The sequence below is a fragment of the Streptomyces sp. 7R007 genome (assembly GCF_054850255.1).
Genome location: NZ_JBTWMV010000011.1, coordinates 226,667 through 252,926, shown reverse-complemented (window position 1 = coordinate 252,926; position 26,260 = coordinate 226,667). Strand labels below are relative to the sequence as shown.

The following is a 26,260-nucleotide window of genomic DNA, read 5'->3' as shown; positions in this document are numbered from 1 at the left end:
CCCCGACTGGGTGATGCTCTACCAGTACGGCAACCCCGACAACGCCGGCGCCCACTACGCCACGACCGGCCCCGAGATCCTCGCCGACCTGCCCTCCATCACCCACTTCGTCGCCGGCCTCGGCACCACCGGCACCCTGATGGGCGTGGGCCGCTACCTGCGCGAGAACAAGCCGGACGTCAAGGTCGTCGCCGCCGAACCGCGCTACGACGACCTGGTGTACGGCCTGCGCAACCTCGACGAGGGCTTCGTACCGGAGCTGTACGACGCGTCCGTGCTGACCACCCGCTTCTCCGTCGGCTCCGCGGACGCGGTCACCCGCACCCGGGAGCTCCTCCAGCAGGAGGGCATCTTCGCGGGCATCTCCACGGGCGCGGCCCTGCACGCGGCGATCGGCGTCGGCCGCAAGGCCCTGAAGGCGGGGGAGCCGGCCGACATCGTGTTCGTGGTGGCGGACGGCGGCTGGAAGTACCTGTCGACGGGCGTGTACACGGCAGCGACGACGGAAGAGGCGATCGAGACGCTGCAGGGCCAGCTCTGGGCGTGAGCCCCGCCTACGTCGCCAGGTGACGGACCTGGTCCCACAGGACCGGGTCCACCACACCCACCCTCCGCCGGAACTCCCACACCGGCACCTCGCGCAGCTCGTCCGTCTCCAGGAAGCTCGCGCGTCCCCGGGCGTCGCCCACCGCTCCCGGCGGCAGCGGGATCACCCCGGCCCGCTCGTCGTGGTACCTGCTGGTGATCTTCGCGACCGTCGCCCGCTCCCCGTGCACCACCAGCACCAGACAGGGCCGGTCCTTCCCGCCGGGCCCGTCCTCGAACGGCACGTTCGCCCACCAGATCTCCGCCGGCCGCGGCCGCGCCCGCCCCCGCTCACCCGGCCGTCCCGGCGGACGCGTACGCCGCCCCTGGGGCCGCCGCCCCCGCCCCCAGCCGTCGACGAGCGTGGCGACCAGCGCGAGCAGTACCACCGCCGCGAGCGCCAGCCACCAGGACGTGTCCATGGAGACGACGTTACCGGCGCGCACCCCGCACCGCGCGCCCTCTCCCGCGCCTCACCCGCCCCACTTCCAGCCGAACCGGTGACACCACAGGTGAGTTCGCCCACAACAGCCCTTGGCGGAGGAGCGACCGGGGCTTTTGCGCCTTACGCTCGACGGACCGCACGACCCCCGACGCACCCAGTTTCTCGTTCCCGCCAGCGGAGGTTTCTGCTCCATGAAGCTCACCGTCGTCGGCTGCTCGGGGTCGTTCCCGTCCGCGGAATCGGCCTGTTCGAGCTACCTCGTCGAGGCCGACGGCTTCCGGCTGCTCCTCGACATGGGCAACGGCGCCCTTGGCGAGCTGCAGCGCCACTGCGGTCTCTACGACCTCGACGCGATCTTCCTCAGCCATCTGCACGCCGACCACTGCATCGACATGTGCGCGTACTTCGTCGCGCGCTACTACCGCCACGACGGCGGCCGCTGCGACCCGATCCCGGTCTACGGCCCCGAGGGCACCGAGCACCGTCTGACCACGGCCTACGCCGACACCCCCACCGCCTCCTCGATGAGCGAGGTCTTCGACTTCCACACGGTCAAGCCCTCCACCTTCGAGGTCGGCCCGTTCACGGTGCACACGGAACGCGTGGCCCATCCGGTGGAGGCGTACGGCATCCGCGTCGAGCACGGCGGGAAGTCCCTGACGTACTCCGGCGACACGGGCGTGACCTCCGCCCTGGACGAACTCGCCCGGGACACCGACCTGTTCCTGTGCGAGGCCGCGTTCACGCACGGCAAGGAGAACATCCCCGACCTGCACCTCAACGGCCGTGAGGCGGGCGAGACGGCGGCCCGCGCGGGCGCCCGCCGCCTGGTCCTCACCCACATCCCGCCGTGGACCGACCCGCAGGCCAACCTGACCGACGCGCGCGCGGTGTTCGACGGGCCGGTGGAGCTGGCGGCGCCGAGGGTGACGTACGAGATCTGACCGCTACGACAGCCCGAAGGCCCCGGCACCTTCCCGGTGCCGGGGCCTTCGTCATGCCGTACGACGGAGACGGAGCCTCACGCCTTCGTGAGGTCCTCGACCTCCTCCTCGGGCTCGCGGCCCGGGGTGGGGAGGTTCCACTTGGTGATGGCGAAGCGGAAGACGACGTAGTAGACCGCGCCGAAGACCAGGCCGATCGGGATGATCAGCCAGGGCTTGGTGGCGAGGTTCCAGTTGAGGGCGTAGTCGATGAAGCCCGCGGAGAAGGTGAAGCCCGCGTGCACGCCGAGCGCCCAGGTGATCGCCATGGACAGGGCGGTCAGCACCGCGTGGATCGCGTACAGGACCGGGGCGATGAACATGAACGAGAACTCGATCGGCTCGGTCACGCCGGTGACGAACGAGGTCAGCGCCAGGGAGATCATCATGCCCAGCACGGCCTTGCGGCGCTCGGGGCGGGCGGAGTGCGCGATCGCGATCGCGGCGGCCGGCAGACCGAACATCATGATCGGGAAGAAGCCGGACATGAACTGTCCGGCGCTGCCGTCACCGGCGAAGAAGCGGGTCAGGTCACCGTGGACGACGGCACCGGAGGCGTCCTTGAAGTCGCCGATCTGGAACCAGGCGACGGAGTTGACGAACTGGTGCATGCCGACCGGGATCAGCGCGCGGTTGATGAGACCGAACAGACCGGCACCGAAGGCGCCGAGGCCGGTGATCCACTCGCCGAAGTCCGAGATGCCCTCACCGATCGGCTTCCAGACCAGGCCGAAGAAGACGCCCATGGCGGTGCCGACGAACGCCATGATGATCGGCACCAGCCGACGGCCGTTGAAGAAGCCGAGCCAGTCCACCAGCTTCTTGCGGTGGTAGCGCTGCCACAGCACCGCGGAGAGCAGGCCCATCAGGATGCCGCCGAGCACCCCGGGGTTGTTGTAGGTCGCGGCGATGTCCGCGCCCTTCTGGATCTTCGCCTCGGTGACCGGGAACGCCTTGAGGACGTTGCTGTACACCAGGAAGCCGACGAGCGCGGCGAGAGCGGTGGAGCCGTCCGACTTCTTGGCGAAGCCGATCGCGACGCCTATGCAGAACAGCAGCGGCAGATTGTCGAAGATCGCCCCACCGGCCGTGGCGAAGACCGCCGTGACCTTGTCGGGCAGGTTCAGCTTGTCGTGGATGTCCTGCTGGCCGAGGCGCAGCAGGATGCCCGCCGCCGGGAGCACGGCGATCGGGAGCTGCAGGCTGCGTCCTACCTTCTGCAGGCCCTGGAACAGGCCTGATCCCCACTTCTTCGTGGGGGCCGCCGTGGGCGCGGTGGCGGTGCTCATAGACTTCCTCCATCGGGTGGTGGTCTACACCACTCAGTGGTGTAGACCTGTTGTAGCACGATGAAGGCGGGATAAGGAACCGTCGATTCCAAGGCGTGACAAAGGGCCCTGGGACCGGGGTCCGAGGGCCCTTTTCCGGGATGTCGAGTGGCTACGAGGTGCAGACCTTCGTCAGCTCGCCGGCCGCGTCCGTCACCGGGCTGACGTCCGGTGTGTCGTCGCCGTTCCTCACGGCCGTACGGACGTTGTCCACGGCCTTGCCCAGGTCGTCGACTGCCTTGTTGACGTCGGCGTTGTCGGTCTTGTCGCCGATCTTGTCGAGGTTGCTGTCGATCGAGGCGAGCGACTCGTCGAGCCGGGTCGGGTCGTTGGAGGCGTTCTCCACGGCCTGCTGGAGGTCGGTGACGCTGTCCGCGATGGTGTCCGCGGTCTGGACGCAGTCCAGGGCCTTGTCGACGGCGTCACAACCGGTGGTCAGCCCCGCCGTCAGCCCGAACGCGGCGACGGCCGCGAACGAGACGGCGATACGACGGCCACGACGGCCCCGGCTCACGGCCATGACTGCGGTCCCTCCCTGTCCCGGCCCGAAGGCCCCGTGCTCGTAGGGACGCGCGGGCGGTCCGCGAGGTTGCCCGCACGACCGCCCCTGCTCTTGGCGTCCCCTTTACCTTTCCAGGACCGTATCAAGCGCCTCGCGCTGCAGGACAGCGAGTTCCGTGCAGCCGGCCACGGCGAGACCCAGCAGCGCGTCGAGCTCCTCGCGCGCGAACGGCTCGGCCTCCGCGGTGCCCTGGACCTCGACGAAGCGGCCGTCGCCCGTGCAGACGACGTTCATGTCGGTGTCGGCCTTGACGTCCTCCTCGTAGCAGAGGTCGAGGAGCGGGACGCCGCCGACGATGCCCACCGAGACGGCCGAGACCGTCCCGGTCAGCGGCTGCCGGCCGGCCTTGATCAGCTTCTTGCCCCGCGCCCAGGCGACGGCGTCGGCCAGCGCCACGTACGCGCCCGTGATGGCCGCCGTCCGCGTGCCGCCGTCGGCCTGCAGGACGTCGCAGTCCAGGACGATCGTGTTCTCGCCCAGCGCCTTGTAGTCGATGACCGCGCGCAGGGAACGGCCGATCAGGCGGGAGATCTCGTGCGTACGACCGCCGATGCGGCCCTTGACGGACTCGCGGTCGCCGCGGGTGTTGGTGGCGCGGGGCAGCATGGCGTACTCCGCGGTGACCCAGCCCTCGCCGCTGCCCTTGCGCCAGCGCGGGACTCCTTCGGTGACCGAGGCGGTGCAGAAGACCTTGGTGTCGCCGAAGGAGACGAGGACGGAGCCCTCGGCGTGCTTGCTCCAGCCGCGTTCGATGGTGACCGGGCGGAGCTGTTCGGGGGTGCGGCCGTCGATTCGAGACATGCGCGAAGCCTAGTCGCAGGAGCGGAACGGGCCCCTCCCGCGGGGGGAAGGGGCCCGGAACCGGTGAACGCGCGGCAGCGTGGCCGCGCCGCTCACATCATGTCCTCGATCTCCGCGGCGATCGGGTCGGCGTCCGTGCCGATGACGACCTGGATGGCCGTGCCCATCTTGACGACGCCGTGCGCGCCGGCGGCCTTCAGGGCCGCCTCGTCGACCTTGGCCGCGTCCACTACCTCGGTCCGCAGGCGGGTGATGCAGCCCTCGACCTCTTCGATGTTGTCGATGCCGCCGAGCCCGGCGACGATCTTCTCCGCTTTGGTGGCCATGTCGGTCTCCTCACGCACAGTTGGCCCAACTTCGCGAGCGATTGCGCCGAACGTACCGAAAGATGACGTCACAGCAACCCAATCGTCCGTAACTGGTCTACACCACCTGACAGGCGGTCGCCAACTCATGAGTGCCGAAACGGAGATCCCGCCCGCCCGACAGCGCTGGAACACCCTCTTCCAGGGACTGCAGAAGATGGGCCGCAGCCTCCAGCTGCCCATCGCCGTCCTGCCGGCCGCCGGCATCCTCAACCGCCTCGGCCAGCCCGACGTGTTCGGCGACGACGGCCTCGGCTGGACCGACGTCTCCAAGGTGATGGCCGGCGCGGGCGGCGCCCTCCTCGACGGCTCCCTCGGCCTGCCCCTGCTGTTCTGCGTCGGCGTCGCCATCGGCATGGCCAAGAAGGCCGACGGCTCCACCGCCCTCGCCGCGCTCGCGGGCTTCCTCGTCTACTTCAACGTGCTGCGCCAGTTCCCCAAGGACTGCCCGGCCGGCGCGAAGGTGGTCGTCACCGGCTGCCAGGCGGCCGACGGCACGGTCACGGCGTTCACCTACCAGAACCCGGGCGTCTTCGGCGGCATTGTCATGGGCCTGCTCGCCGCCTTCTTCTGGGCCCGCTACCACCGCACCAAGCTCGTCGACTGGCTCGGCTTCTTCAACGGCCGGCGGCTCGTCCCGATCATCATGGCCTTCGTCGCGATCGTCTTCGCCGCGCTGTGCCTGTGGATCTGGCCGCCCATCGGCGACGGCCTGGAGAGCTTCTCCAACTGGCTCAGCGACCTGGGCGCCTGGGGCGCCGGCGTCTTCGGCGTCGCCAACCGCGCGCTGCTCGTCGTAGGGCTGCACCAGTTCCTCAACGTGCCCATCTGGTTCCAGTTCGGCAGCTACACCAAGCCCGACGGCACCGTCGTGCACGGCGACATCAACATGTTCCTGGCCGGCGACCCGAACGCGGGCCAGTTCACCTCCGGCTTCTTCCCGATCATGATGTTCGCGCTGCCCGCGGCGGCCCTGGCGATCACCCACTGCGCCAAACCGCACCGCCGCAAGGAGGTCGGCGGCCTGATGCTCTCGGTCGCCCTGACCTCCTTCGTCACCGGCATCACCGAACCCATCGAGTACTCGTTCCTGTTCATCGCCCCGCTCCTGTACGCCGTCCACGCCCTGCTCACGGGCGTGTCGATGGCGGTGACCTGGGGCCTCGGCGTCCACGACGGCTTCAGCTTCTCGGCCGGCCTGATCGACTACATCATCAACTGGAACCTCGCCACGAAACCCTGGGCGATCATCCCGATCGGCCTGTGCTTCGCCGCCGTCTACTACGCCGTCTTCCGCTTCGCCATCACGAAGTTCGACCTGAAGACCCCGGGCCGCGAGCCCGAGGAGGAGGTCGAGGACGTGACGAAGGTCTAGCCGACGCCACCCCGGATACCGGGGGAATACTGGGGCCCATGACCCGCTTGATCCTCGCCACGCGCAACGCCGGAAAGATCACCGAGCTCAGGGCGATCCTGGCCGCGGCCGGCCTGCCCCACGAACTCGTCGGTGCCGACGCCTACCCCGACATCCCCGACGTCAAGGAGACCGGCGTCACCTTCGCCGAGAACGCGTTGCTCAAGGCCCACGCCCTGGCCCGGGCCACCGGTCTGCCCGCCGTCGCCGACGACTCCGGCCTGTGCGTCGACGTCCTGGGCGGCGCGCCCGGCATCTTCTCCGCCCGCTGGGCCGGCCGCCACGGCGACGACAAGGCCAACCTCGACCTCCTCCTCGCCCAGCTCGCCGACATCGACGACGCCCACCGGGCCGCCCACTTCGCCTGCGCGGCGGCCCTCGCCCTGCCGGACGGCACGGAACGGGTGGTCGAGGGCCGGCTACGAGGGGTCCTGCGCCACGCACCGTCCGGCACGAACGGCTTCGGCTACGACCCGGTCCTCCAGCCGGAGGGCGAGAACCGGACGTGCGCCGAGCTGACCCCGGAGGAGAAGAACGCGATCAGCCACCGCGGCAAGGCGTTCCGGGCGTTGGTGCCGGTGGTGCGGGAACTGCTGGGCTGAGGAACATGGGGGAGCGCGGCGCCCGGTGGGGAGCCGCGCTCTACACGTGGGGCCGACGAGACTCGAACTCGCACTGTCCACTACCTAAAAGTGGTGCCTCCTGCCAGTTGGGCTACGGCCCCGCGTACACCTTACTGGTACTCGGCGAGTGATCGCCGATTGCCTCCTCTGCACCAGGTGTTGGTGATTGCGTGACAGCTGGGGAACAGCAACCGCAGATTCTCCCGCCGGTCGTCGCTCCGGTCCCCGTTGATGTGATCGACCTCCAGCGTCATCGGTTTGCCGAGCCGCCGATATCCCGGAGAGCGCGACGGAGCAGCGCGGTGCGTGTTCGGCGCTTGCCCTCGTGGCGGACCAGGATGTTTTCGGGCTCTTTGGCGTTGTGGCTCCGCTTCCCGCGCCTGTGCCCCTGCCCCAGGAAGTGCGCGGTCGAGATGCCCTCTCCGACGATCCATTGGCGCAGCAGCACCTCTGTGAGGGAAGACGACCCGGCAACCGCCCTACGCAGTTCGTCGTCCGTGGGGCGCGGGCGCCTGCCGTACGGGCTGAGATGCGAGATATCCATGCCGAAGGCGGTGAAACGCCTCCAGCCGCTCGCGGCTGTACTGCACACCACCGCTCAATGGACACCCCTGCCACGACCGTCGGGCCCCCCTGTCGGCCTGTTCGACGAGCAGTTCCTCGGGCGTCCGGCGGCGCCGGGGCTCGCCGCGCCGGTCCGGCACCCGTAAGTGCGAGACGTCGATGCCGTACGCCTTGATCCTCGAAGCCGAAACCGCTTCCTGGAGGATCTCCCTGGTCCACTTGACCTCAGCCGCCGCATCCGCTCCAGCACGTACCGCCTCCTCCAGTCGCTCCTTGGTGTACGCGCTGGTCCCCACCGAGCCCCCTTCCGTTCCGGCCGCACGTTCGCAGCTCGTACGGAGTAACGAATGGCTCATCGGACGGTCACGCTCTGGATGTGAAGAGGCTCGCACCGCGCGCCGGTGCGAGCCGTCGGTTCAGGGGAGAACGGGCCCTCAGATTCCCAGGTCCTTGATGATCTTGGCCACGTGGCCTGTCGCGCGGACGTTGTACAGGGCGCGTTCCACCTTGCCCTGTTCGTCCACGATGATCGTGGAGCGGATGACGCCCATGTAGGTCTTGCCGTAGTTCTTCTTCTCGCCGTACGCGCCGTAGGCCTCGGTGACCTTCTTGTCGGGGTCGGCCAGGAGGGTGACCTTCAGGGACTCCTTCTCACGGAACTTCGCCAGCTTCTCCGGCTGGTCGGGGGAGATGCCGATGACGTCGTAGCCCGCGCCGGCCAGCAGGTCGAGGTTGTCCGTGAAGTCGCACGCCTGCTTCGTGCAGCCCGGCGTGAGGGCCGCCGGGTAGAAGTAGACGATGACCTTGCGGCCCCGGTGGGACGACAGGGACACCTCGGTGCCGTCGGCGTCGGGGAGGGTGAAGTCGGGGGCCACGTCCCCGGGCTGGAGTCGCTCGCTCATCTGGCTAGCGTAACGGGGGGTCCTGACAGTGCGGCGGCGCGCGGAGCTGACAGACTGTCCAGAACAGCATCAGCTTCAGTTCGGAGGCCGTACGGTGGCGGACACGTCGGACACGAGAACCCCGGCGCAGATCGAGGCGGACATCAGGCGCCGCCGCGAGGTGCTGGCCGAGACGCTCGACGAGATCGGGGTGCGGGTGCACCCCAAGACGATCGTCGGCGACGCCAAGGCCAAGGTCGTGTCGCATATCGATCACACGCTCGGACGGGCGTACGTCGGCGTCAACAAGGCCGTCACCGACGTCAGGGCGCAGTTCGTGGACGAGGAGGGCGCGCCCCGGCTGGAGCGCATCGTGCCGGTCGCGCTCGTCGCGGTCGGCCTCGTGGGCCTGCTCGCCCTCGGTACCCGACGGCGCAAGAGCTGACGGAGAGCTGTAGGTTCAAGGCGTGAGCGCCAAGAGAAACGAGCACAGTACCGCCCCGCACGACAAGCTGCCCATCCGGATGCTGCACGACCGGGTTCTGGTCAAGCAGGAGACCGGCGAGGGTGAGCGCCGCTCGGGCGGGGGCATCCTGATTCCCGCCACCGCGGCGGTCGGCCGGCGGCTGGCCTGGGCCGAGGTCGTCGCCGTCGGGCAGAACGTGCGGACGGTGGAGCCGGGTGACCGGGTCCTGTACGACCCGGAGGACCGTGCCGAGGTGGAGGTGCGGGGCGTGGCGTACGTGCTGATGCGCGAGCGCGACCTGCACGCCGTGGCCGCGGACCGGTTCGAGGGCTCGGAGGACTCGACGGGCCTGTATCTCTGACCCGGCGCGAAGGGGCTGGTGACCGTCGTCACCAGCCCCTTCGTCGGTGCCGTGTCACTGTCTGCGGCTCGTGGCCTGGGGGCCCGCCGTGGTCCCCGTCGTCGTCCCGCCGGTGTCGGTGCCCGTGGTCGCGCCGCCGGTCGTGTCCCCGGCGGTGGTGCCCGTCGTCGTGCCGGCGTCGGTGGTGCCGCCGTTGGCCGTGCCGCCCGTGCCGGTGGAGCCGTCCGTGGTCGTGCCGCCGTTGGTCGTGCCGCCGGTGGTGGTGGAGCCGTCGGTCGTCGTGCCGCCGTCGGTGGCGGTGCCGCCCGTCGTCGGGGTGCCGCCGGTGGTCGTGTCGCCGCCGGTGGGGCCGCCCGTGGTGCCGCCGGTCGTGGCGCCGCCGTCGTCCTGGCCGCCCGTGCCCGGAGCGGTCGGCTGCGTGCTCGGCGTCTCGCTCTGCTCGGCGCCCGCCTGGAGCTGGAGGTCGAAGTCGGTCACCGCCTTCCCCTTCAGGGCCTCCTTCGTGTACTGGGCCCAGATCTCGGCCGGCGGGCCGCCGCCGTTGACGCGCTGCAGGCCCATCGCGCCGTAGAGCGACTTGTGCGCGGCCGTCACCGGGTCCTGGCCCATGACGGAGACGACGGTGGCGAGGTCGGGGGTGTAGCCGGCGAACCAGGCGGCGGTGTCCTCCTCCGCGGTGCCGGTCTTGCCGGCGGCGGGGCGGCCGGCGCCCTGCGCGGCGGTCGCGGTGCCGTTGTCGACGACGCTCTGCAGGACGGAGGTCGTGGTGTCGGCGGCCTCCCGGCTGACGGCCTGCGCGCTGGTGTCCTTCGGCAGGTCGACGACGTCCTTGCCGTCCTTGGTGACCGAGTCGATCATCGTGTACGCGTGCCTCTCGCCGTGGTTGGCGAGCGTGGCGTAGGCCTCCGCCATGTCGAGGACGCTGGCCCGCGCCACGCCGAGCGCGATGGAGGGGTAGGCGGACAGCTCCGGGGTGTCGGAGGGGATGCCGAGGTCGATCGCGGTCTGCTTCACCTTCGCCGGGCCGACGTCGACGGCCATCTGCGCGTACACCGCGTTGACGGACTTGTCGGTGGCGGTGCGCACGGTGATGTCGCCGTAGGAGACGTCGTCCTCGTTGGCGGGGGCGTAGCTGCCGCTCCAGCCCTGTACGGGGCGCTTGTTGGTGCCGTCGTAGTAGGTGTTGGGGGTGATGACCTCGCCGTCCTGGGTCTCGGAGTGGTTCTGGACGGCCGAGGTGAACACGAACGGCTTGAAGGTGGAGCCGACCTGGAAGTCCTCGCGGGTGGCGCCGTTGGTGTACTGCTTGACGTAGTCGATGCCGCCGTACATCGCGACGATCTTGCCGGTCCTGGGGTCGACGGAGGCGCCGCCCGCGCGGACGTAGGTGTCGACCTTGCGGTTCTTCTTGTCGAGTTTGGACATCACCTGGTCGTCGACGGCCTTGACGAAGGCGTCCTGCTTGCTCTTGTCCAGGGTGGTGGTGATGCGGTAGCCGCCGGCGTCGAGCTCGTCCGAGGTGACGATCTTGTTCTTGATGAGGTAGTTCTTGACCGCGTCGACGATGTAGCCGCGCTGCCCGGACATGCCGGTGGAGAGGGTCTGCTCCTTCGGCATGGGGAACGTCAGTCCGGCCCGCTTGCCCTCGCTCAGCCAGCCCTTCTTGACCATGCCGTCCAGGACGTAGTTCCAGCGGGCGACGGCGGCCGCCTTGTTCTCGGGGTGGGCGACGACGTCGTACTCGCTGGGCGCGTTGACCAGCGCGGCGAGGTAGGCGGCGCGGGCCGGGTCGAGGTCGGTGGCGTCCATGCCGTAGTAGGCCTGGGCGGCGGCCTGGATGCCGTAGGCGTTGCGGCCGAAGTAGCTGGTGTTGAGGTAGCCCTCCAGGATCTCGTTCTTGGACTTCTCCCGGTCGAGCTTGATCGCGATGAAGAACTCCTTCACCTTGCGGGTGACGGTCTGCTCCTGCGCCAGGTAGTAGTTCTTCACGTACTGCTGGGTGATGGTGGAGCCGGACTGCTTGCCCTTGCCGGTCGCGGTGTTCCACGCGGCGCGCAGCATCGCCTTGGGGTCGACGGCGGACTCGGTGTAGAAGTCCCGGTCCTCGGCGGCCAGTACGGCGTGCTGGGCGTCCTTGGAGACCTGGGCGAGCGTCACGTTCTCCCGGTTGACGTCACCGTCGCGGGCGATCTGGGAACCGTCGGCGTACAGGTAGACGTTGGCCTGCTTGGTGGCGAGGGCGTTGGCCGGCGGGATCTTGACCAGCGAGTAGCCGAGGTAGAACAGGCCGATCAGCAGCAGCACGCCGATCACGAAGGTGCCCAGCAGCATGCGCCAGGTCGGAATCAGCCGGCGCCAGCCGGTGCGCCTGGGCCGCTTCGGTTTCGTGCCCTGGGTCGGCTGCTGCGGCTGTGGCTGCGGCTCGTCGCTCATGTGGTGCCCGGACTCCTGTTTTCGCATCGTACGTTCCGTACGTCCTCGTACGCCTTCTGCGCCCCTGTTGAAGACTCTCGCACCAAGCGTTCCGTTCCCGGATCACGGCACGCGTCGGGTCGGAAAATGCGTGGCGTGCGTCACCACCAGGCCAGTAGGCTCCTGCGCTTCGGTGTCGGGCCGGGCTGGGAGGACTGTGAGGTGGGCGCGGGGCGGTTGTACGGCGCCGTCGCGGTGGGCGGATTCAGACGGTATGCCACGTACCGGGCGGCGACGGCGGCGGGGGTGTTCACCAACACCGTCTTCGGGGTGATCCTCGTCTACACGTATCTGGCGCTGTGGGACGAGAAACCCCATCTCGGGGGGTACGACCAGGCGCAGGCCGTCACCTATGTGTGGGTGGGGCAGTGCCTGTACGCGACGCTGGCGATCCAGGGCGGGGGGTTCGAGACGGACCTGATGGCCCGGATCCGCACGGGAGACGTGGCCGTCGACCTGTACCGGCCGGCCGACCTCCAACTGTGGTGGATGGCGAGCGACCTGGGGCGGGCGTTGTTCCAGATCCTGGGGCGGGGCGTGATCCCGTTCCTGTTCGGCGCGCTGTTCTTCCCGATGGCGCTGCCCTCGGACGTGACCACCTGGGCGGCGTTCACGGTCGCGCTGCTGCTGGCGATGGTCGTCAGCTTCGCGCTGCGGTACCTGGCGGCGCTGAGCGTGTTCTGGCTGATGGACGGCATGGGCGTCACGCAGGCGGTGATGATCGCCGGCGTCTTCTTCTCGGGCATCGTGCTGCCGCTGAACGCCTTCCCGGGCGCGATCGGCGACGTCGTACGGGTGCTGCCCTGGGCGGCGCAGATCCAGATGCCGGCGGACGTGCTGATGGGGGAGACCGGGCCGCTCGGGGCGTACGTCTTCCAGGCGGCCTGGGCGGTGGTGCTGCTGGCGGCGGGACGGCTGCTGCAGTCGGCGGCGACACGGCGGGTGGTGGTGCAGGGTGGCTGAGCGCGGTGCCGTGACCGAGGGGCTGCGGGCCTACCGGCTGATCGCCGGGATGTGGGTGCGCTCCAGCATGGCCTACCGGACCTCCTTCGTCGTCACGATGGTCGGCAACCTGACGATGACCGCCATGGACTTCGTGGCGATCCTGCTGATGTTCGCCCAGGTCGACTCGCTGGGCGGCTGGTCGCTGCCCGAGATCGCCTTCCTGTACGGGCTGTCGGCGACGTCCTTCGGGATCGCCGACCTGGTGCTCGGCTCGATGGACGTGCTGGGCTCCCGGATCCGGGACGGCTCCTTCGACGTCCTGCTGGTGCGGCCCGCGCCGGTGCTCGCCCAGATCGGCGCCGACCGTTTCGCCGTGCGCCGCCTGGGCCGGATCACGCAGGGCGCGGTGGTGCTGGGCTGGGCGCTGGTGTCGGTCGACGTCGACTGGAGCGCGGTGAAGGTGCTGCTGGTGCCGGTGATGGTGGTCAGCGGTGCGGCGATCTTCAGTGCGCTGTTCGTGGCGGGCGCCGCCTTCCAGATCGTCGCCCAGGACGCCTCCGAGGTGCAGAACGCCTTCACCTACGGCGGCACCACGCTGCTGCAGTACCCGCCGACCGTCTTCGGCAGGGAGCTGGTGCGCGGGGTGACCTTCCTGCTGCCCCTCGCCTTCGTCAACTGGGTGCCCGCCGCCTACGTGCTGGGGCGGCCGTATCCCGTCGGGCTGCCGCACTGGGCGGCCTTCGCGCCGCCGCCGGTGGCGGCGGGGTTCTGCGCGCTCGCCGGTCTGCTCTGGCGCGCGAGTCTCAGGTCGTACCGGAGCACAGGGAGTTGACCGTGGACGACGCCTTCATCGAACTGGACCGCGTGGAGAAGGTCTTCGAGGTGCGCAGGAAGACCGGCTTCCTGAAGCGGGAGCGCCGGCAGGTCCGGGCCGTCGACTGCCTCTCCTTCACCGTGGGCCGCGGCGAGATGGTCGGCTACATCGGCCCGAACGGCGCCGGCAAGTCGACCACCGTCAAGATGCTCACCGGCATCCTCACCCCCTCCGGTGGCCGGCTGCGCGTCGCCGGCATCGACCCCTCCCGTGAGCGCACCCGCCTCGCCCACCGCATCGGCGTCGTCTTCGGGCAGCGCACGACGCTGTGGTGGGACCTGCCGCTGATCGACTCCTACAAGCTGATGCACCGCATGTACCGCATCCCGGACGCCCGTTACCGCGAGAACCTCGACCGCTGCGTCGAACTCCTGGAGCTCTCCGGCCTGTTGGACGTCCCCGTACGGCAGCTCTCGCTCGGCCAGCGCATGCGCGGCGACATCGCGGCGGCGCTGCTGCACGACCCGGAGGTGCTGTACCTGGACGAGCCGACCATCGGGCTCGACGTGATCTCGAAGGCCAAGGTGCGGGAGTTCCTGCGGGAGTTGAACGCCGAGCGCGCCACCACGGTCCTGCTCACCACGCACGACCTGCAGGACATCGAGCAGGTGTGCTCCCGCGTGATGGTCATCGACCACGGGCGTCTGATGTACGACGGCCCGCTGACCGGCCTGCACGCGGCGGGCGCCGGCGAGCGCACCCTGGTGGTGGACCTGGAGCGGGAGCTGCCGCCGATCGAGATCCCGGGCGCCCGGGTGGTACGGGTGGAGGGGCCGCGCCAGTCGCTCGCGTTCCCGGCGGGGCAGTCGGCGGCCCCGCTGGTGGCGCGGATCGCGGCGGAGTACCCGCTGGTGGACCTGTCCGTGCGCGAGCCGGACATCGAGGACGTCATCGCGAAGATGTACGCCGGGAAAACGGTCTCGTAGGCTGCTGTCATGACCGACGACGCAGTCCCGGAGCTCCGTGCTTCCGACGCCGATCGTGAACGAGTCGCCGAGGTCCTGCGGGACGCCCTGGCCGAGGGCCGTCTCGACATGGCGGAGTTCGAGGAACGGCTGGAGGCGACGTACAAGGCGCGGACGTACGGCGAGCTGACGCCGCTCACCCGTGACCTGCCGGTGGCGGGCGTCACCCCGCCGGCGCCGGTCTCCTTCACCAAGGAGCCCGCCGAGGACGGGAGTTGGGCGGGGCGGATCGTCGGTGGCGAGGGCACGTCGAGCTGGGCCGTCGCGGTGATGTCCGGCTTCGAGCGCAAGGGCCGCTGGACGGTGCCCAAGCGGTTCAACTGCTTCGCCTTCATGGGCGGCGGCGAGCTGGACCTGCGCGAGGCGAACTTCGCCGACCACGAGGTGGAGATCAACTGCGTGGCGATCATGGGCGGGATGAACGTCATCGTGCCGCCCGGCGTCGAGGTCGTGGTGCGCGGCATCGGGATCATGGGCGGCTTCGACCACCGCGAGGAGGGGGTGCCCGCAGAGCCGGGGGCGCCCCGGGTGGTCGTCACCGGGTTCGCCTTCTGGGGCGGCGTCGGCGTCGAGCGCAAGCTCACCCGGCAGGAGCGGCGCCGGCTGAAGGAGGAGCGCCGCCAGGAGCGGCTGGAGCGCGGGTCCCGGCCGCCGCTGGGCGATGCCCTCGACGACCACCGGCGGATGCTGGAGGACCACCGCGAGTGGCGCCGCGAGCTGCGCGAGGAGCGCCGGGAACGGCACGAGGAGCGTCGCCGGGAGCGGGACCGGCGGCGCGAGGGCTACTGACCGCCGCCGCTCAGAGCCGGGCCGGCGCCGACCCCTGGAGGTCGTCCGGGTCCAGGACCTCCGCCATCCTGCGGTACCCCTTGTCGCTGGGGTGCAGATGGTCGCCCGAGTCGTAGTCCGCGCGCAGCCTGCGCGGGTTGTAGGGGTCCCTCAGCGCCTTGTCGAAGTCGACGACGGCGTCGTACACCTTGCCCGCCCGGATCTGGGCGTTGATCCGCTCCCGTACCGCCTCGCGCGCCGGGGAGTAGCCCTGGTGGCCCTGGAAGGGCATCAGGGTGGCCCCGACGACCTTGACGCCGCGGGCGTGGGCGCGGTCGACCAGGGTGCGCAGGCCGGTGAGGATCCGGTCGGGGTCGGCGAGCCGCGGATTGCGCAGGATGTCGTTGACGCCGAGGTCGACGACGACGACCTTGACGTTCGTACGGTCCAGCACGTCCCGCGCGAAGCGGTCCAGCCCGGCCGGGTTGTCGGCCGGGCGGCCCCGCCCGCTCGCGAGGACCTGGTTGCCGCTGATGCCCTCGTTGACGACGCTGTAGCGCGGCACCTTCCGGCCGGACCCGACCGCCGTGCGCAGCCGGTCCATGAGGTAGTCCGGCCAGCGGTGGTTGGCGTTCTGGGTGGAGGTGACCCCGTCGGTGAGCGAGTCGCCGAAGGCGACCACGGTGCCGTCCGACTCGTTGCTCAGCACGTCCAGCGCGGTCAGGTACCGCCAGTACGCGACCTGCCCGGTGTACCCGGTGCCGGTCACGTCGTCGGTGAGGTCGCCCTCGCCGACGTAGGAGATCTGGCGGGCGCGCGGGTGGTAGGTGACCGGGCCGGACGGGGTGGGGGAGTAGGTGGTGACCAGGACGTCGCTGTCGCGCGGGATCAGGATGCGCACGGCGTCGCTGAGCACCTGGCCGCCGGCGGGTACGACGACCGTGGGGGCGCCGTCGAAGGTCAGCCGCGTCATCGTCCCGGCTGACGCCGCCGCCGTCCCGGCACCGGCCGCCACGGCGATGGTGGCATGGGTGACGGTCAGCGCGGTCGAGCCGTAGAGGTTGGAGAGGGTGATGCGGGCACTCGTACCGCCGACGCTCGCGTGCACGACGTTGCGGACGGAGCGGCCGGCCAGTCCGTCCGTCTCGGTGCCGGGCTCGGCGCCGGCCGGGGAGGCGGACCAGGCGCCGACCCAGGTGCCGGTGGAGGCGGGGGCGGCGGAACCGCGCTGTCCGCCGCCTTGGGCGAGGGCGTTGGTGGTGGTGCTGCCGTCGTCGGCGGCGACACCGACGTACAGGGCGGCCGAAAGGCCCACGATCAGGGCGATGATCGCCGAAAGCAGGGCATAACCGTGTTTCCTGGTCATGCGGTGCGTGACTCCTCGGACAAGCGGGAGCCCGAGGCTCCGATGTGATCATCCCAATGATGCGGCATGGGATGAGGGGTAGTTGAACAGGACCCCCCTTTGGGCCGCCGGAGTTTTCCGGGAGTTACCCCATCCGACAGACGCCGGGAACTCCTGTTCCGTTCCAGGAGTCGGTCAGGAAGGGACAATGTGTGCAGGGGATCACGAACGGGTGGAGTGGATGGAACGCACTGAACCGGAACAAAAAGGGATAAGCGGAGCGGAGGGGTCTGCCGGGTCGGCCCGCCGCACCGTCCCCGCCGCGGCCGCGCGCGCGATGACCACCTTCAGCGCCGCCGACATCGAGAAGCAGCGCGGAGTGCGCCGGATGAAGCTCACCGCGACCGGCCTGCTGCTGTTCGTGGCGCTGGTGTACGTCCTGGCCAAGTGGGCCTCGCACGCGGGCGCCGGCGCCTGGGCGGACTACGTCGCCGCGGCCACCGAGGCCGGCATGGTCGGCGCGCTGGCGGACTGGTTCGCCGTCACCGCCCTCTTCCGCCACCCCCTCGGCCTGCCCATCCCGCACACCGCGATCATCCCCACCAAGAAGGACCAGCTCGGCGTCTCCCTGGGCGAGTTCGTCGGCGAGAACTTCCTGTCCGAGGACGTCGTACGCCAGCGGCTGCGCGCCGTCGGCATCGGCAGCCGGCTGGGCGCCTGGCTCGCCGACCCCGACCACGCCGACCGCGTCACCGCCGAACTGTCCGCCGCCCTGCGCGGCGCCCTCACCGTGCTGCGCGACTCCGACGTCCAGGCGGTCGTCGGCGAGGCGATCACCCGGCGCGCCGACGCCCAGGAGATCGCGCCCGGCATCGGCAAGATGCTGGAGAAGATCGTCGGCGACGGCGGCCACAAACGGGTCGTCGACCTGATCGTCACCCGCGCGCACGACTGGCTGGTGCTGCACAGCGACTCCGTGATGGACGCCGTCCAGGGCGGGGCGCCCGGCTGGACCCCCCGGTTCGTGGACAAGCGGGTCGGCGAGCGCGTCTACAAGGAACTGCTGCGCTTCGTCACCGAGATGCGCGACATGCCCTCCCACCCCGCCCGCGGCGCCCTCGACCGCTTCCTCACCGACTTCGCCTCCGACCTGCAATCCGACACCGACACCCGGGCGCGTGTCGAGCGGCTCAAGGGCGAGGTGCTGGGCCGCGGCGAGGTCCAGGACCTGATCGCCTCCGCCTGGACCTCCGTACGCTCCATGATCGTCTCGGCCGCCGAGGACGAGCGCAGCGAACTCAGGCTGCGCGTGCGCGCCTCGCTGCTGTCGCTGGGGGCGCGGATGGCCGCCGACCCGAAGGTGCAGGCCAAGGTGGACCGCTGGGTGGAGGGCGCGGCGGTGTACGTCGTCACCACCTACCGCAAGGAGATCACCTCCCTGATCACGGACACCGTGGCCGGCTGGGACGCCGAGCACACGACGAGGAAGATCGAGGCGCACATCGGCCGCGACCTGCAGTTCATCCGGATCAACGGCACGGTGGTCGGCTCGCTTGCGGGCCTGGTGATCTACACGGTGTCGCGGGCGCTGGGGGCGTGAGGGGAGCGCGGTGCGGCGCGGCCGGGGCGTGAGCGCGAGGGCGTAATCCGGTCGGCCCGGGGCACCCGATCGGCGTTCGCTCGATGAGGAGGGAGCCCATGACCACCGCAGAGGCCGAGACCGGCCGTACCGTCACCACCGACATCCCCGCCCGTCTCGACCGCCTCCCGTGGTCACGCTGGCACTGGACGATCGTCATCGGGCTGGGGACCGTGTGGATCCTCGACGGCCTGGAGGTGACGGTCGTCGGCAACATCGCCAGCCGCCTCTCCGAGCCCGGCAGCGGCCTGCCCATCACCTCCGGCGAGGTCACCGGCCTCGCGGCCGCCCTCTACGTGGCCGGAGCCTGCGTCGGCGCCCTGTTCTGGGGCCGGCTGACCGACCGCTGGGGCCGCAAGAAACTCTTCATGATCACGCTCGCGGTCTATCTGGCCGCGACCGCACTGACCGCGGTCTCCTTCTCCAGCTGGTGGTTCTTCGCCTTCCGCTTCCTGACCGGCTTCGGCATCGGCGGCGAGTACGCGGCCATCAACTCCGCGATCGACGAGCTGATCCCGGCGCAGTTCCGCGGCCGGGTCGACCTGATCATCAACGGCAGCTTCTGGATCGGCGCGGTCGGCGGCTCCCTGCTGTCGATCGTCGCCCTGAACACCGCCGTCCTGCCCGAGAACACGGGCTGGCGGCTGACGTTCGCCCTCGGCGCGCTGCTCGCCTTCGTGATCCTCCTGGTACGGCGCCACGTCCCGGAGAGCCCGCGCTGGCTGCTGATCCACGGCAGGGAGGAGGAGGCGGAACAGGTCGTCTCCTCGATCGAACGGCAGGTGGAGGCCGAGAAGGCCGCGCCGCTGCCGCGGCCCGAGGGCGAGATCACCATCCACCAGCGCCGCAGCGTCTCCTTCGTGGAGATCGCGCGCACGCTGTTCGCCGACTACCGCAGGCGTTCCGTCCTCGGCTTCGCCCTGTTCATCGGCCAGGCCTTCCTCTACAACGCCATCACCTTCGGCTTCGGCGCCATCCTGACCAAGTTCTTCGACGTGCCGACCGGTGACACCGGTTACTACTTCGCCGTCATCGCCATCGGCAACTTCTGCGGCCCGCTGCTGCTGGGCAAGCTCTTCGACACGGTCGGCCGCCGGGTGATGATCTCCTCGACGTACCTGCTCTCCGGGCTGCTGCTGTTCGGCACGGCCTGGCTGTTCGGCCAGGGCTCGCTGAACGCGACGACCCTGACGGCCTGTTGGTGCGCGGTGCTGTTCTTCGCGTCGGCGGGCGCGTCCAGCGCGTACCTGACGGTCTCCGAGGTCTTCCCGATGGAGACGCGGGCCATGTCGATCGCGTTCTTCTACGCCCTCGGCACGGCGGCCGGCGGCATCAGCGGACCGCTCCTGTTCGCCGACCTCACCGGCACGGGCAAGGTCGGCGACACGGTCCTCGCCTTCCAGATCGGCGCGGCGCTGATGTGCGCGGCGGGCCTGGTGGCGGCGGCCCTGGCGGTACGGGCCGAGCGCCGCTCCCTGGAGGACATCGCCAAGCCGCTGACGGCGGTGGCGGCCAGGGCGAAGGGCACGAAGGACGGCCGCGAGTCCCAGGGCCGGTCCCGACCGGCAACGGCGTAGGGCGGCCGGTCCGTCCGTGGCGGCGCAGGGCGGTCGGTGCGTTAGTTGCGGGGTAGGGCGGCCGGTCCGTCCATTGCGGTGTAGGGCGGTCGGTGCGTTAGTTGCGGTGTAGGGCGGTCGGTGCGTTGCGGCGTAGGGCGTCCGGTCCGTTCGGGGTAGGGCGGTCGGTCCGTGTTACGGGGTAGGGCGTCCGGTCCGTTACGGGGTAGGCGGTCGGTCCGTCACGGCGTAGGGCGGCCGGTTTCCGTCACGGCGTAGGGCGGCCGGTCCCGGCTCACCGGACGCCCTCGCCGCGCACGCGGATTGGCGAGGGACTGGACGGGCCGTCGCCTGCGACCTGCCCGTCCGCCCCCACCGACTGCGGCGCCGGCCCCCTGCCCGTCACCGCGTTCCGGCGCTCACGCCTGCCGGTCGGCCACCGCCCACGAGGCGAGGGCGACGGCGCCCGCGACTCCGAACACCGCCGGCCAGGCGCCCACCTTCTTGGCCAGCGGATGCGACCCGGCGAAGGCGGCGACGTACGTGGCCGTCAGCGCGCCCGCGGCCCTCCCGCCGGCCCGCTGCCGCCACTGCCGCGCTGCCGCGGCCCCCGCGACGGCCAGCACGGCCCCGCCCAGCTGCCGCTTCTTCGTCCAGCGAGCCACGCCGTACCCGCCGACCAGCCCGCTCGCGGCGACCACCGCGCTGGGAACCCCGGCCATGCCTGCCTCCTGCTCCTGCGATCTGCTCAGCTGCTCCTGAGATCTCCGAGTCCTGCGCCCGAGGCTAACCCGCCCGACTTTCCCGGCCTCGGACCTGAGTCGATGCTTGTCAACTTTCCTCTCCGGAGTTATATAAGAAGCCGTAAGGGCATCGCACCCGGACACAGAGAACGCCTGTTGAGAGGAGTGACCTGTGATGCTCATGCGCACCGACCCGTTCCGCGAGTTCGACCGGCTCGCGCAGCAGGTCTTCGGCTCCACCGGCCGCCCCGCCGCGATGGCCATGGACGCCTACCGCTCCGGTGACGACTTCATCGTCCACTTCGACCTCCCCGGCATCGACCCCGAGACGATCGACCTGGACGTCGAGCGCAACGTCCTCAACGTCCGTGCCGAGCGCCGCAGCCCGGCCCCGGAGAACGCGGAGATGATCGTCGCCGAGCGCCCGACGGGCTCCTTCACCCGTCAGCTCTTCCTGGGCGACACCCTCGACACGGAACGCATCGACGCCTCGTACGACGCGGGCGTCCTGACCCTGCGCATCCCCGTCGCCGAGCAGGCCAAGCCGCGCCGGATCCAGATCACGGGCGGCGGTGGCCGCAAGGAGATCGGCAAGTAGTCGTACGAAGGAGTCAAACGAAGAAAAGCGGTAAACAGCCGTACATAGAGACGGTACGCAGCCGTAGATCCAGACCGGCGGACAGCCGTCCCCGCGACACCGACGTCCCGCAGGCCGCGCCCCATGCCTGCGGGACGCCGCACGCGCCCGCGCAGAGCCGCGCGCCATCGAGGAGGAGCAGACATGACCGCGCCGACCATGACGCCGACCACGACGACCGTGCCGACCGTATCGGCCCCGACGTCCGTGCCGTCCGTGCCGACCCCGACGGCCGTACCGGCCATGACGACCGTGCCGGCGCCCGCCGCGCCCGCCGTCACCTGGCCCGAACTGATCGAGAAGGTACGGGACTGCGGCCAGTACCCGACCCGGACGGAGGCGGAACGGGTCACCCGTATCGTCCTCTCCGCCCTCGGCGGCCACGTCACCGGCGACGAACGCGTGGCCCTGGCCCGCGCCCTCCCCGAGGAGGCGGCGAGGGTGATCGCCGACCAGATCCCGGCGACCCGCCCGCTGACGGCGGCGGAGTTCGTCGACCAGGTGGCGCTGCGGATCGAGGACGCGACGCCGGCGACGGCGCGTTGGGACGTCAGCTCGGTGCTGAGCGTGCTGCCGCAGCTGATCGGCGACGACCTGGTGGACCGCATCCTGGCCGAACTGCCCTCGGGCTACGCCCTGTTGTTCGGCAGGGCGGAACTCGCGCGGACGGCGTAGCACGGCCTCCCGCACCACACGGCCTCCCGCACCACACGGCCTCCCGCACCACACCGCACCGGCCACCGCCCGTACGAAGACCCGCGGGCGGTGGCCGGTGCGGTGTGCCGGGCCGGTCGTCAGAACGGCGACAGCGTGAGCGTGAAGCCGGTCGGGTTGGTGTCCTGGATGTAGGAGGCGAAGTCGGCGACGTCGTCGAAGGCGAAGCCGTAGGCCTTGCCGTCCTCGGTCGCAGCGTGGATCGCCTTGGCGTAGTGGTTGGTCAGCTCGCCCTGGTAGAAGGCGGCCGGGTCGGTGGCGGGCTGGGCGGTGACGGTCAGCAGCGTCGAGCGGTTGAAGCCCGCGCCGAGGACGGCGGCGACGGGACCGGTGGTGCCGTCGTTGGGCGCGGCGAGGTTGCCGTCGCAGAACAGGACGTCGCGGGTCGAGGGCTTGGCGAAGGACACGGACGCCGGCCCGTCGAAGGTGAACCGCTCCCCGCGCACCCGGCCGGTGAAGGTCCCGGCGTTGGTGGTGACGGTGAGGTCCTTGCCGGTGTAGGTGCTCCACACCTCGTCGATGTACGGGGCGAAGTAGTCCGCGGGGAACAGGCCGGCCTCCAGGCCGTGGCCCGGAGCGATGACGCGGGTGTCGTCCACGACCAGCCGGGCGAACTCCTCGACCTGACGCACGGCGGTGAAGGCGGCGGCGCGCCCGCCCTCGCGCAGGGTCCCCGTGGTCTGGTCCTTGTCGCCGGTGAGCCGGATGCTCATCGGCACGCTGAACATGTCGACCATCGTGGTGTTGCAGAACATGCCGGACGCGTTGTACGTGAACTCGGCGCAGTCGTGCAGGACGCCGTAGTTGGGGTCCGAGGCGACCCAGCCGGCCGGGTACTGCAGGGCCGCGTTGCCGTTGCCGTCGGTGACGGCCTTGAACTTGAGCTTCTCGCCGAGCGAGACGTAGATGCGGCCCGACATGTAGGGCAGGGACAGCTTCGTCTCGCCGCTGCCCGCCAGGGGGATGGCGTAGTCGGTGTAGCCGTCGGCGCCGTTGTCCGACAGGGCGATGGGGGCGACGGTGCCGTCCGGGGTGAGCCGTACCTGCTTGCCGTCGAGGTTGCCGACGACGTACAGGTGCACGGAGGTGTTGGCGAACGAGCCGCTGTTGTTGACGACGGTCACCGGGAGCGCGTCACTCGCCGAGGTGCCGTCCTGGCTCGCGAGGGCGTACGGGGCGACGGCCGCGATCGCCGGGACGCCGACGGCCGCGCCGCCGAGGGCGAACAGCATCTTGCGCCGGGTGAGGTTGCGCTGGTGGCGGGGTGCCATGGGTACTCCTTGGGGTGCGGGGTCTCAGCCGACGGTCCACTTCTGGTTGGCGGCGCCGGTGCACGTCCAGATCTGCAGGCGGGTGCCGTCGGCCGAGGAGTTGTCCTTGGCGTCGAGGCACTTGTCGGCGCCGGTGTTGGTCAGGTCGTGGGCGGCGGTGTACGTCCACTGCTGGGCCGACGTGCCGTTGCAGGTGTAGAGCTGTACGACCGCGCCGTCGTCGTGCGAGGCGGCCTTGACGTCCAGGCACTTGCCGAGGGCGCGTACGGTGCCGTCGCTGCCGAGGGTCCACTGCTGGGCGTCGTTGCCGGTGCAGTCGTGCAGCTGGACGGGGGTGCCGTCGGCGGTGGCGGCGCCCGCGACGTCGACGCACATGCCGCCGATGCCCTTGATGGCGCCGGTGCGGGTCGTGCCGCCGGTGGCGCCCGTCCCGCCGGTGGCGCCGCTGTCCGAGGTGGTGACGTGGACGTAGTCGACGGTCATCGTCTGCGGGAAGGAGGTGCCGGCGTCCGGGCTGCCGGGCCAGTCACCGCCGACCGCGAAGTTGAGGATGACGAAGAACGGGTGGTCGTAGACCCACTTGTTGCCGCCCACGTCGGCGGGGGTGCGGGTCTCGTAGGCGTGGCCGTCCACGGACCAGGTGATCGCCGACGGGCTCCAGTCGACGGCGAAGACGTGGAAGTCGTCGGCGAAGGAGGCGCCGTTCGGCAGCGTGTACGCGGCGCCGATGCCGCTCGAACCGGAGTAGCCGGGGCCGTGGATGGTGCCGTGGACGGTGCCGGGCTCGCTGCCGACGTTCTCCATGACGTCGATCTCGCCGCTGTTCGGCCAGCCGGCGCTGCCGAGGTCGTCGCCCAGCATCCAGAACGCCGGCCAGACGCCCTGGCCGCGCGGGATCTTGATACGGGACTCGAAGTGGCCGTACTTCTGCGTGAAGGTCCTGGCGGTGTTCAGCCGCGCCGAGGTGTACTGACAGGTGCCGTACCAGCACTGCAGGCCGGAGTCGCTGTTCTTGCGGGCGGTGATGACCAGGTGGCCGTCGCCGTCGAGCGCGGCGTTGCCGGTGCTGTTCGTGTAGTACTGCAACTCGTGGTTGCCGTTGCCGCCGCCGCCCGTCTCCAGGGTCCACTTTGAGGAGTCGGGCGCGCTGCCGGCGGCGCCGTCGAAGTCGTCGGACCACGTCTGCGCCGCGGCGGCGTTCGCCCGGTTCGTGGCCGGACCGGACGTGGTGAAGAGGACGGCGCCGGCGAGGGCGGCGGTGATGAGGAACACCAGCCCTCCGAACGACCATCGGCGGGCGCGATGAGCTGCCATGGCGGGAACACACCTCGTCTGGGGGGAAGTTGACGTGGGGCACCGGACAGGCACGTCGGACGCGCTTCTGAGAGGGCCGAGAGTGCGGAGACTGCGGAGAGTGCGGAACGTCCGCTGAGAGCGCTCTCAGATGCGCGCCGGGGTGCCGCCGGTGGGCCATGACGATACGCACGATCACGGGCCCCGCCAACCGGAACGCGAATCCCCAAATCCCGCTGACCTGCGCTTACTTGGAGGAGCGCGCCGAACCGAAGAACGCTTAAGCCTCGTTTAAAGCTCACTTAACACGTCGGTCACGGACGGTGATCCGGGCGTGGCGGGGCGCATCAGAGCACAGTGCCGGTCACAGCTGCCCCTCGATGAGGGCGAAGGTGGCCTCCGGCTGCTCGATCTGCGGCAGGTGCCCGGCCTCGGGGACGACGTCGAGCCGCCCGTCCGCGAACGCGTCGGCGTAGGCGGCCCCGTAGGCGGGCGTGACGATCCGGTCGCTCGCGCCCCACACGAGCAGGGCGGGCTGCCGGACGCCGCCCAGCCGCCGCAGCAGCTTCGGGTCGTGCATGTACGGATCGCCGGCGAGCACCCGCATGGTGGCCATGTTGGCCTGCCGCACGGCGAGTTGGTCACCGGGAAGGTCGGCGGGATCGACGTGGTACCGATCCGCCTGATGCCAGGACAACTCCGCGGCGGCACGCGGATCGAGGGCGAAGTAGTCGGCGATCGGCTCGGCCTCGACGTACACGCCGACGGCGTCGACGAGTACGAGCCCCGTGACGAAGTGCGCGCCGGGATCGCGTACGGCCATCTCGGCGGCGATCCACCCGCCGAGCGAGGACCCGACGAGGAGCACGTCGTGCAGGTCGCGTTCGCGCAGGAGCCGGAGATAGGCGAGGGCGAGATCGTCGACGCCGGTCAACCAGTCGGGGCGGGGAGTGCGGTCCCAGCCGGGGTGGGTGGGCGTGAGGGTGTGGGCGCCCTTGCCGGCGGCGAGGTGCCGGGCGATGCCGGCGACGGTGCCGGGTCCGCCGCCGCCGTGCAGGACGAGAACGGGACGGCCGGTGGCGGGGCCGTGCTCGGCAAGGGTGAGGGTCAGGTCGGAAGTCATGCCGACGACTGTAACTAAAGATGCTTATTTAAGCTAGCTTAGTTGGGAGGCTAAACTTCCCCCATGCATGGTGACCAGCAACTCCAGCGCCTCGGCCGAGCGGTCAAGCAGGCCCAGTACCGCCAACACCGCGCCCTGGACAGCGCGTTGGCGTCGGTCGGCACGACCCTGGCCCAGTGGGACGCCCTCCGCGCGATCAGCCGCACCCCGGGCGCCTCGGCCCGCGAACTGGCGACGGCCACCTTCCAGACGGAACAGTCCTTCGGCACCCTGGCGACCCGCCTCTCGACCCAGGGCCTGATCGACCGCCGCCCGGGCCGGGGACGGCGCATCGAGCACCATCTGACACCGGCGGGGAAGCGGGTACTGGAGGCGGGACACGAGGTGGCGGACGGGGTGCTGGGGGAGTGCTTCGGGGGGTTGGGGGCGGGGGAACGGGCGATGTTGCTGTCCTTGCTGGATCGGTTGAACGGCGCGGACTGATCGCGCGTGGGCGAGAGTTGGCCTGATCAAGCAACTTGGGTGACATAAGCGATC

The 26,260-nt window shown here is 70.5% G+C and carries 27 protein-coding genes, 1 tRNA gene and 1 pseudogene; 15 read left to right on the top strand and 14 right to left on the bottom strand.

The annotated features are described in order from the left end of the window. A partial coding sequence (locus tag ACYF6T_RS17610) for a PLP-dependent cysteine synthase family protein (RefSeq protein WP_461697434.1) occupies nucleotides 1-547 on the top strand: 547 nt, incomplete at its 5' end. 7 nt (nucleotides 548-554) lie between these two features. Here ACYF6T_RS17610 and ACYF6T_RS17605 read toward each other — a convergent pair. Next, a complete protein-coding gene (locus ACYF6T_RS17605; protein WP_461697433.1) occupies nucleotides 555-1,007 on the bottom strand; it encodes a type II toxin-antitoxin system PemK/MazF family toxin in 453 nt (150 codons plus the stop codon). A gap of 214 nt (nucleotides 1,008-1,221) precedes the next feature. On the opposite strand from ACYF6T_RS17605, the gene ACYF6T_RS17600 reads away from it, so the two are divergent. Continuing rightward, a complete protein-coding gene (locus ACYF6T_RS17600) occupies nucleotides 1,222-1,974 on the top strand; it encodes an MBL fold metallo-hydrolase (protein ID WP_461697432.1) in 753 nt (250 codons plus the stop codon). 77 nt (nucleotides 1,975-2,051) lie between these two features. Here ACYF6T_RS17600 and ACYF6T_RS17595 read toward each other — a convergent pair whose 3' ends face one another. The 4 genes from ACYF6T_RS17595 to ACYF6T_RS17580 all read right to left on the bottom strand — a co-directional run bounded on the left by ACYF6T_RS17595 (nucleotide 2,052) and on the right by ACYF6T_RS17580 (nucleotide 5,030). Further along, nucleotides 2,052-3,302, bottom strand: coding sequence for a PTS transporter subunit EIIC (locus ACYF6T_RS17595; protein WP_461697430.1), 1,251 nt, complete (start codon nucleotides 3,300-3,302; stop codon nucleotides 2,052-2,054). Between the two features lie 151 nt (nucleotides 3,303-3,453). Then, nucleotides 3,454-3,861: a hypothetical protein gene (locus ACYF6T_RS17590; protein ID WP_461697429.1), complete on the bottom strand. Its 408-nt coding sequence runs from the start codon at nucleotides 3,859-3,861 to the stop codon at nucleotides 3,454-3,456. Nucleotides 3,862-3,966: 105 nt separating this feature from the next. Further along, entirely contained in the window at nucleotides 3,967-4,704 is a 738-nt protein-coding gene (rph, locus tag ACYF6T_RS17585) for a ribonuclease PH (RefSeq protein WP_461697427.1), read from the bottom strand. A 92-nt stretch (nucleotides 4,705-4,796) separates the two neighbouring features. Next, nucleotides 4,797-5,030: a glucose PTS transporter subunit EIIB gene (locus ACYF6T_RS17580; RefSeq protein ID WP_461697426.1), complete on the bottom strand. Its 234-nt coding sequence runs from the start codon at nucleotides 5,028-5,030 to the stop codon at nucleotides 4,797-4,799. 127 nt (nucleotides 5,031-5,157) lie between these two features. Between ACYF6T_RS17580 and ACYF6T_RS17575 the strand changes: the two genes are divergently transcribed. Together ACYF6T_RS17575 and rdgB are read left to right on the top strand one after the other, a co-directional pair. Next, nucleotides 5,158-6,444, top strand: coding sequence for a PTS transporter subunit EIIC (locus ACYF6T_RS17575; RefSeq protein ID WP_461697424.1), 1,287 nt, complete (start codon nucleotides 5,158-5,160; stop codon nucleotides 6,442-6,444). A 38-nt stretch (nucleotides 6,445-6,482) separates the two neighbouring features. Beyond that, nucleotides 6,483-7,085, top strand: a complete 603-nt coding sequence (gene rdgB, locus ACYF6T_RS17570) for an RdgB/HAM1 family non-canonical purine NTP pyrophosphatase (RefSeq protein ID WP_461697422.1) — start codon at nucleotides 6,483-6,485, stop codon at nucleotides 7,083-7,085. A gap of 47 nt (nucleotides 7,086-7,132) precedes the next feature. On the opposite strand, the gene ACYF6T_RS17565 is transcribed toward rdgB, so the two are convergent. From ACYF6T_RS17565 to bcp, 3 genes and pseudogenes are all read right to left on the bottom strand, one after another. Further along, a tRNA-Leu gene (locus tag ACYF6T_RS17565) sits at nucleotides 7,133-7,207 on the bottom strand. Between the two features lie 9 nt (nucleotides 7,208-7,216). Next, nucleotides 7,217-7,701 (bottom strand): annotated as a pseudogene (locus ACYF6T_RS17560) (HNH endonuclease). A gap of 403 nt (nucleotides 7,702-8,104) precedes the next feature. After that, nucleotides 8,105-8,572, bottom strand: coding sequence for a thioredoxin-dependent thiol peroxidase (bcp, locus tag ACYF6T_RS17555; protein WP_461697420.1), 468 nt, complete (start codon nucleotides 8,570-8,572; stop codon nucleotides 8,105-8,107). A gap of 94 nt (nucleotides 8,573-8,666) precedes the next feature. Here bcp and ACYF6T_RS17550 point away from each other — a divergent pair, with 94 nt between their 5' ends. Both ACYF6T_RS17550 and ACYF6T_RS17545 read left to right on the top strand, forming a co-directional pair. Beyond that, nucleotides 8,667-8,996, top strand: coding sequence for a DUF3618 domain-containing protein (locus ACYF6T_RS17550; protein ID WP_461697419.1), 330 nt, complete (start codon nucleotides 8,667-8,669; stop codon nucleotides 8,994-8,996). A gap of 22 nt (nucleotides 8,997-9,018) precedes the next feature. Further along, the gene (locus tag ACYF6T_RS17545; RefSeq protein ID WP_461697417.1) at nucleotides 9,019-9,378 is read left to right on the top strand and encodes a GroES family chaperonin; all 360 of its coding nucleotides are present in this window, start codon (nucleotides 9,019-9,021) and stop codon (nucleotides 9,376-9,378) included. Nucleotides 9,379-9,432: 54 nt separating this feature from the next. Here the strand turns inward: ACYF6T_RS17545 and ACYF6T_RS17540 are convergent, their stop codons facing one another. Next, the gene (locus ACYF6T_RS17540) at nucleotides 9,433-11,811 is read right to left on the bottom strand and encodes a transglycosylase domain-containing protein (protein WP_461697416.1); all 2,379 of its coding nucleotides are present in this window, start codon (nucleotides 11,809-11,811) and stop codon (nucleotides 9,433-9,435) included. Between the two features lie 201 nt (nucleotides 11,812-12,012). On the opposite strand from ACYF6T_RS17540, the gene ACYF6T_RS17535 reads away from it, so the two are divergent. From ACYF6T_RS17535 to ACYF6T_RS17520, 4 genes are read left to right on the top strand one after another with little or no spacing between them, the layout of a single operon-like run. Continuing rightward, a complete protein-coding gene (locus ACYF6T_RS17535) occupies nucleotides 12,013-12,813 on the top strand; it encodes an ABC transporter permease (RefSeq protein WP_461697437.1) in 801 nt (266 codons plus the stop codon). Then, nucleotides 12,806-13,627: an ABC transporter permease gene (locus ACYF6T_RS17530; protein ID WP_461697415.1), complete on the top strand. Its 822-nt coding sequence runs from the start codon at nucleotides 12,806-12,808 to the stop codon at nucleotides 13,625-13,627. Before ACYF6T_RS17535 ends, ACYF6T_RS17530 begins: the two co-directional genes overlap by 8 nt. 2 nt (nucleotides 13,628-13,629) lie before the next feature. After that, nucleotides 13,630-14,595, top strand: coding sequence for an ABC transporter ATP-binding protein (locus ACYF6T_RS17525; RefSeq protein WP_461697414.1), 966 nt, complete (start codon nucleotides 13,630-13,632; stop codon nucleotides 14,593-14,595). Nucleotides 14,596-14,604: 9 nt separating this feature from the next. Continuing rightward, nucleotides 14,605-15,423 carry a DUF1707 SHOCT-like domain-containing protein gene (locus ACYF6T_RS17520; protein ID WP_461697413.1) on the top strand — a complete coding sequence of 273 codons (819 nt, stop codon included), beginning with the start codon at nucleotides 14,605-14,607 and terminating at the stop codon, nucleotides 15,421-15,423. Nucleotides 15,424-15,433: 10 nt separating this feature from the next. Here the strand turns inward: ACYF6T_RS17520 and ACYF6T_RS17515 are convergent, their stop codons facing one another. Continuing rightward, on the bottom strand, nucleotides 15,434-16,768 hold the full coding sequence (locus tag ACYF6T_RS17515) for an SGNH/GDSL hydrolase family protein (RefSeq protein WP_461697412.1): 1,335 nt from the start codon (nucleotides 16,766-16,768) through the stop codon (nucleotides 15,434-15,436). A gap of 187 nt (nucleotides 16,769-16,955) precedes the next feature. Between ACYF6T_RS17515 and ACYF6T_RS17510 the strand changes: the two genes are divergently transcribed. Both ACYF6T_RS17510 and ACYF6T_RS17505 read left to right on the top strand, forming a co-directional pair. Further along, nucleotides 16,956-18,347, top strand: coding sequence for a DUF445 domain-containing protein (locus ACYF6T_RS17510; protein WP_461697410.1), 1,392 nt, complete (start codon nucleotides 16,956-16,958; stop codon nucleotides 18,345-18,347). 98 nt (nucleotides 18,348-18,445) lie between these two features. Further along, on the top strand, nucleotides 18,446-19,963 hold the full coding sequence (locus ACYF6T_RS17505; RefSeq protein ID WP_461697408.1) for an MFS transporter: 1,518 nt from the start codon (nucleotides 18,446-18,448) through the stop codon (nucleotides 19,961-19,963). Nucleotides 19,964-20,361: 398 nt separating this feature from the next. Here ACYF6T_RS17505 and ACYF6T_RS17500 read toward each other — a convergent pair whose 3' ends face one another. Then, complete coding sequence (locus ACYF6T_RS17500) at nucleotides 20,362-20,664, bottom strand: hypothetical protein (RefSeq protein ID WP_461697407.1); 303 nt, start codon at nucleotides 20,662-20,664, stop codon at nucleotides 20,362-20,364. 196 nt (nucleotides 20,665-20,860) lie between these two features. On the opposite strand from ACYF6T_RS17500, the gene ACYF6T_RS17495 reads away from it, so the two are divergent. Together ACYF6T_RS17495 and ACYF6T_RS17490 are read left to right on the top strand one after the other, a co-directional pair. Beyond that, nucleotides 20,861-21,283: an Hsp20/alpha crystallin family protein gene (locus ACYF6T_RS17495; RefSeq protein ID WP_461697405.1), complete on the top strand. Its 423-nt coding sequence runs from the start codon at nucleotides 20,861-20,863 to the stop codon at nucleotides 21,281-21,283. A gap of 282 nt (nucleotides 21,284-21,565) precedes the next feature. After that, entirely contained in the window at nucleotides 21,566-21,997 is a 432-nt protein-coding gene (locus ACYF6T_RS17490; protein ID WP_461697436.1) for a DUF2267 domain-containing protein, read from the top strand. A 119-nt stretch (nucleotides 21,998-22,116) separates the two neighbouring features. Here the strand turns inward: ACYF6T_RS17490 and ACYF6T_RS17485 are convergent, their stop codons facing one another. From ACYF6T_RS17485 to ACYF6T_RS17475, 3 genes are all read right to left on the bottom strand, one after another. Further along, complete coding sequence (locus ACYF6T_RS17485) at nucleotides 22,117-23,307, bottom strand: glycoside hydrolase family 64 protein (RefSeq protein WP_461697404.1); 1,191 nt, start codon at nucleotides 23,305-23,307, stop codon at nucleotides 22,117-22,119. A 24-nt stretch (nucleotides 23,308-23,331) separates the two neighbouring features. Continuing rightward, on the bottom strand, nucleotides 23,332-24,621 hold the full coding sequence (locus tag ACYF6T_RS17480) for a ricin-type beta-trefoil lectin domain protein (RefSeq protein ID WP_461697403.1): 1,290 nt from the start codon (nucleotides 24,619-24,621) through the stop codon (nucleotides 23,332-23,334). A 343-nt stretch (nucleotides 24,622-24,964) separates the two neighbouring features. Beyond that, the gene (locus tag ACYF6T_RS17475) at nucleotides 24,965-25,723 is read right to left on the bottom strand and encodes an alpha/beta fold hydrolase (RefSeq protein WP_461697401.1); all 759 of its coding nucleotides are present in this window, start codon (nucleotides 25,721-25,723) and stop codon (nucleotides 24,965-24,967) included. A 63-nt stretch (nucleotides 25,724-25,786) separates the two neighbouring features. On the opposite strand from ACYF6T_RS17475, the gene ACYF6T_RS17470 reads away from it, so the two are divergent. Next, complete coding sequence (locus tag ACYF6T_RS17470) at nucleotides 25,787-26,206, top strand: MarR family winged helix-turn-helix transcriptional regulator (protein ID WP_461697400.1); 420 nt, start codon at nucleotides 25,787-25,789, stop codon at nucleotides 26,204-26,206. Nucleotides 26,207-26,260 lie beyond the last annotated feature (54 nt).